The following is a 4,999-nucleotide window of genomic DNA, read 5'->3' as shown; positions in this document are numbered from 1 at the left end:
CCTGGCGGCAGTAGCGCGGTGGTCCCACCTGACCCCATGCCGAACTCAGAAGTGAAACGCCGTAGCGCCGATGGTAGTGTGGGGTCTCCCCATGCGAGAGTAGGGAACTGCCAGGCATCAAACAAGTGAAGAGGCCATCCTGACGGATGGCCTTTTTGCGTATTTACGCTGCGAAACAGCACAAGCGCTCATCCTGCGGATGCGGTAAACTAGCCGTGTTTTTGCATCAGGATAGCGCTAATGAATCTCTCCCTTAAGCCCTGGAATACCTTTGGTATTGATCGCCAGGCTCACCAAATTGTTTGTGTCGAAAGTACGCAGCAACTGCTCAATGCGTTGCAGTCTGCAGTACAAAGCCAGCAACCCGTATTGATCCTCGGCGAAGGAAGCAACGTATTGTTTCTGGAAGATTTTGTCGGCACGGTCATTATCAATCGTATTAAAGGAATTGACGTTCACGAAGAGGCGGACGCATGGCTTTTGCATGTCGGTGCGGGAGAGAACTGGCATAATCTTGTACGGTGCACACTCGAGCAAGGCATGCCGGGGCTGGAAAATCTGGCGTTAATTCCAGGCTGTGTGGGCTCCTCTCCTATCCAGAACATTGGTGCCTATGGCGTTGAGTTACAACGTGTCTGCAGTTATGTAGATTGCATGGAACTCAGTAGCGGTAAGTCGCAGCGTTTATCTGCAGAGGACTGCCGCTTTGGCTACCGTGACAGCATCTTTAAGCATGAATATCATGACCGTTATGCGATTACTGCTGTTGGGCTGCGATTGGCAAAATCCTGGCAGCCTGTACTGACCTACGGTGATTTAACCCGTCTGGATCCCGCGACTGTAACGCCTCAACAAGTTTTCGATTCCGTTTGCCAGATGCGTACCAGCAAGTTGCCGGATCCTAAAGTGAACGGGAATGCGGGCAGCTTCTTCAAAAACCCGGTGATCACGGCTGAGCAAGCTCGCATACTGCTTGCTCATTTTCCTCATGCTCCGCATTACCCACAGGAAGATGGTTCAGTGAAGCTGGCCGCAGGCTGGTTGATCGATCAATGCCAGTTGAAAGGAACCTCATTAGGGGGCGCTGCGGTCCATCACTTACAAGCTTTAGTGTTGATTAACACCGGGCACGCAACGAGCGAAGATGTGGTGCGTCTTGCACATTTTGTTCGGCAGAGTGTAGGCGATAAATTTGATATCTGGCTGGAACCGGAAGTGCGCTTTATAGGAGCTTCTGGCGAGGTGAATGCGGTGGAGGCTATTGCGTGAAAGACAATACCGTTCCATTAACGCTGATTTCGATTCTGGCGGATGGCGAATTCCATTCTGGTGAGCAGCTTGGTGAGCGTTTAGGCATGAGCCGTGCTGCTATCAACAAACATATCCAGACGCTACGTGACTGGGGTATAGATGTTTTCACCGTGCCGGGAAAAGGCTATAGCTTGCCAGAACCTATTCAACTACTGGATGAAGCCTTCATCAGTAGCCAGGTCGCGCAGGGTTCTGTTGCGGTGCTACCTGTGATCGATTCAACCAACCAGTACCTGTTGGATCGCTTAAGTGACTTACGCTCCGGTGACGCCTGTGTTGCCGAATATCAACAGGCTGGTCGTGGGCGGCGTGGGCGCAAATGGGTATCTCCGTTTGGTGCCAACCTCTATATTTCCATGTACTGGCGGCTTGAGCAGGGGCCGGCGGCTGCAATTGGTCTGAGCCTGGTCATTGGGATCGTTATGGCCGAGGTGTTGCGCGATTTAGGCGCTGAGCAAGTTCGCGTCAAATGGCCAAATGATCTTTATCTACAGGATCGTAAACTCGCGGGGATCCTCGTCGAATTAACGGGGAAAACCGGCGATGCGGCACAAATTGTTATTGGCGCTGGCGTCAATCTTGTAATGCGAAAAACACAGGCAGAAGATATCAGTCAGAGCTGGATTAATCTGCAGGAGGCTGGTGTGTGCATTGATCGCAACCAACTGGCGTCACGCTTGATCATTGAACTTCGCACTGCCTTACAGCACTTTGAACAAGAGGGGTTAACGCCTTTCCTCTCTCGCTGGGAAGCGTTGGATAATTTCATTAATCGTCCTGTAAAGTTGATTATTGGTGAAAAAGAGATCTTTGGCATTTCCCGCGGGATTGATTCACAAGGTGCTTTGCTACTTGAGCAGGACGGTGTTATTAAACCCTGGGTGGGTGGAGAAATATCGCTTCGTAGCGCGGAATAATAAAAAGGGAGCATTCATGCTCCCTTTTTTATTTATTTGCGTAGTCGGACTTGTTCCACGGCATGGTTGGCGCTTTTTGTCATTATCAGGCTTGCGCGCTCGCGGGTTGGCAGGATGTTTTCTTTAAGATTTAGGCCATTAATTTCTTTCCACAATGACATAGCAATCTCAATCGCTTCGGCTTCCGATAATTTGGCATAGTTGTGGAAATAAGAGTCCGGATTGGTGAATGCCCCTTCGCGGAACTTCAGGAAACGGTTGATATACCAGGTTTGCAAGAGATCTTCTGGCGCATCCACATAAATCGAGAAATCAACAAAGTCGGAAACAAACACATGATGTGGATCGTGTGGATAATCCATCCCGCTTTGTAAAACATTTAACCCTTCGAGAATTAAAATATCCGGTTGCGAGATCGTTTTATCCCCATCGGGGATCACATCATAAATAAGATGTGAATAAACCGGCGCGGTGATGTTAGTCACACCCGATTTAATATCTGAAACAAACTGCACAAGGCGGTGCATATCATAAGATTGCGGAAACCCTTTTTTCTTCATCAAGCCGCGGTCTTTCAGCACCTGGTTTGGGTGCAAAAAACCATCGGTCGTAATGAGTTCTACACGGCGATGCTCTGGCCAGCGGCTCAGCAGTGCCTGCAAGACGCGGGCGGTGGTGCTTTTGCCCACGGCAACGCTACCCGCAATGCTGATGATATAAGGAATACGCTGCCCGTTAGTGCCGAGAAATTGTTCAAGAACGGCCTGACGGCGTAAGTTCGAACTGATGTAGAAATTGAGTAAACGGGAAAGTGGAAGATATATTTCCGCAACTTCTTCCAAAGAAAGGTCTTCATTAATGCCTTTTAATCTCGCGATCTCGCCTTCGGTTAAGGTCATAGGGACAGAGTCGCGAAGCGCAGCCCACTGGCTGCGATTAAACTGTAAGTAAGGCGTCATTAACGTTTGCTCTTTTTTACTCATAAGCTTTTATTAGCCTGCCATTATCACTCGCTGCGTTGGCTTCCTGCGCGCAGTAAGAGAGAGACTCTATAGATAATGCTATGGCACGACGTTATTGAAATAAGTGGGATCAATGGGCAGGAGGTTAACACCAGATGACAGGGAATAATATGAAAAATCGCGTTGAGGTGATGCTTTCAGTAGAAAGCATCACGCGCTTCACTTTAGCTGGCAATAGAACGAACCATCTGATTTACAGCAAATAAGCGTTTAAAATAAATGGCTGCCGGGTGGTAATAACCATCTGCAGAGCAGAGAAAATCTGGCACTTTACCAAGGCAGCGGTATCCCTGTGAGCGATAGAACGCTTCTCCGGCAGAACCCGCCAGCACTTCAAGCGATAGCAAACCGCGCTGGCGAGCACATGCTACTCTCTCAAGTTCAGCAATGAGTCTCTTGCCAACACCTGTGCGGCGGGCCCGGCGATGTACCAGCAGAAGTTTGATATTTCCCCGGTTAAGGGCTTCAGGTTGCATGTTGAGTTGTAAACTGACGCTGCCCGAAACGCCCTGTTCATCCCGCGCAATCCAGATGAGTCGTTCGCCTTTTTCCAGTTCACTGCGTAAACGGTAAAAGCTACTTTCAGCTTCCTGTTGGCTGATCGAACGTTGATACCCCACGGATGCGCCGCTGTGCAATGCGTCCAGTAGCAATTGAGCAAGTTCCGGGCAATAGACCGGCAAGGTGGCTGCATTTAACAAAACAATCTTCATGATGACGCCTCCGCTGGGGTGTGATAGCGGAGATGCAATTAGTGATCCACTTCACGATCTCACACTAGCGCTGAGGAATCGGCGTTGAGCGAGTTTTGATTTGCACCACGATAACGCAACTGCACTGGCAAAGGTCTGTCCGGTATTGAGCAGAGAAGGGTGGCGAGAGAATAGATGGGAATGAATCGTGAAAAATGGTGGTTTTTTCCACGGTGTTGCATGAAATTACAGCATTTCTTCAGCTTGTCGCGCAAAATGTGAGCGATAGAACGTTTTGTGCAATTTTTTAGTTGCATCAATCCCTCTGTCTCCCTAGAATGCGCGCTACTTGATGCCGACTTAGCTCAGTAGGTAGAGCAACTGACTTGTAATCAGTAGGTCACCAGTTCGATTCCGGTAGTCGGCACCATCAAGTCCGGTGGGGTTCCCGAGCGGCCAAAGGGAGCAGACTGTAAATCTGCCGTCACAGACTTCGAAGGTTCGAATCCTTCCCCCACCACCATTTTCGGTTACGCTAAAACGTAACCTGAGTTGGTGTCAGTAGTGAATCAGCTCTTTGGGAGAGTGTCTTCTCCCGATAATACAGAAAGTACTGGGTAGCCGAGTTTCAGGATGCGGGCATCGTATAATGGCTATTACCTCAGCCTTCCAAGCTGATGATGCGGGTTCGATTCCCGCTGCCCGCTCCAAGACGTGCTGATATGGCTCAGTTGGTAGAGCGCACCCTTGGTAAGGGTGAGGTCCCCAGTTCGACTCTGGGTATCAGCACCACTTCACTTCTCCTCCCTGGTTTCTCTTCTGTTATTAGCATTCAACGAGTCGGGCATGTTGCCTGGTTGATGTGGTGATATCACCGATTTATCCGTGTCTTAGAGGGACAATCGATGTCTAAAGAAAAGTTTGAACGTACAAAACCGCACGTTAACGTCGGTACTATCGGCCACGTTGACCATGGTAAAACAACGCTGACTGCTGCAATCACTACCGTTCTGGCTAAAACCTACGGTGGTTCTGCTCGCGCATTCGACCAGATCGA

Annotated in this window: 5 protein-coding genes, 4 tRNA genes and 1 rRNA gene; 8 read left to right on the top strand and 2 right to left on the bottom strand. The window is 49.5% G+C overall.

Annotation, left to right across the window (positions count from 1 at the left end):
• The 3 genes from rrf (at position 1) to birA (ending at position 2,228) form a co-directional block, all read left to right on the top strand.
• Positions 1-116 (top strand): 5S ribosomal RNA (gene rrf / locus AAIG26_RS23645).
• Positions 117-240: 124 nt separating this feature from the next.
• On the top strand, positions 241-1,269 hold the full coding sequence (gene murB, locus AAIG26_RS23640) for a UDP-N-acetylmuramate dehydrogenase (protein WP_343181617.1): 1,029 nt from the start codon (positions 241-243) through the stop codon (positions 1,267-1,269).
• A complete protein-coding gene (birA, locus tag AAIG26_RS23635; protein ID WP_343181615.1) occupies positions 1,266-2,228 on the top strand; it encodes a bifunctional biotin--[acetyl-CoA-carboxylase] ligase/biotin operon repressor BirA in 963 nt (320 codons plus the stop codon). Before murB ends, birA begins: the two co-directional genes overlap by 4 nt.
• Positions 2,229-2,260: 32 nt before the next feature.
• Here the strand turns inward: birA and coaA are convergent, their stop codons facing one another.
• Positions 2,261-3,211, bottom strand: a complete 951-nt coding sequence (gene coaA, locus AAIG26_RS23630; protein ID WP_017460033.1) for a type I pantothenate kinase — start codon at positions 3,209-3,211, stop codon at positions 2,261-2,263.
• A 203-nt stretch (positions 3,212-3,414) separates the two neighbouring features.
• Positions 3,415-3,963: a GNAT family N-acetyltransferase gene (locus tag AAIG26_RS23625; protein WP_343181613.1), complete on the bottom strand. Its 549-nt coding sequence runs from the start codon at positions 3,961-3,963 to the stop codon at positions 3,415-3,417.
• A gap of 333 nt (positions 3,964-4,296) precedes the next feature.
• Here AAIG26_RS23625 and AAIG26_RS23620 point away from each other — a divergent pair.
• The 5 genes from AAIG26_RS23620 to AAIG26_RS23600 all read left to right on the top strand — a co-directional run.
• Positions 4,297-4,372 (top strand) — tRNA-Thr (locus tag AAIG26_RS23620).
• Positions 4,373-4,380: 8 nt separating this feature from the next.
• A tRNA-Tyr gene (locus AAIG26_RS23615) sits at positions 4,381-4,465 on the top strand.
• 112 nt (positions 4,466-4,577) lie between these two features.
• Positions 4,578-4,652, top strand: a tRNA-Gly gene (locus AAIG26_RS23610).
• Between the two features lie 6 nt (positions 4,653-4,658).
• Positions 4,659-4,734 (top strand) — tRNA-Thr (locus AAIG26_RS23605).
• Positions 4,735-4,847: 113 nt separating this feature from the next.
• Positions 4,848-4,999, top strand: a 152-nt coding sequence (locus tag AAIG26_RS23600) for a GTP-binding protein (protein WP_004208042.1), incomplete at its 3' end; no start/stop codon positions are given.

Origin of the sequence: Kosakonia sp. PSU_27 (genome assembly GCF_039409795.1) — a bacterium.
Lineage (GTDB): Bacteria > Pseudomonadota > Gammaproteobacteria > Enterobacterales > Enterobacteriaceae > Kosakonia.
Note: the sequence above shows the minus strand (reverse complement) of the source record. Positions and strands in the feature narration are given on the sequence as shown.

What these genes read in the sequence shown, in the direction of transcription:
- murB (WP_343181617.1), top strand. Translation starts at nt 241, where the DNA reads ATGAATCTCTCCCTTAAGCCCTGGAATACCTTTGGTATTGATCGCCAG.
- coaA (WP_017460033.1), bottom strand. Translation starts at nt 3,211, where the DNA reads ATGAGTAAAAAAGAGCAAACGTTAATGACGCCTTACTTACAGTTTAAT.
- AAIG26_RS23625 (WP_343181613.1), bottom strand. Translation starts at nt 3,963, where the DNA reads ATGAAGATTGTTTTGTTAAATGCAGCCACCTTGCCGGTCTATTGCCCG.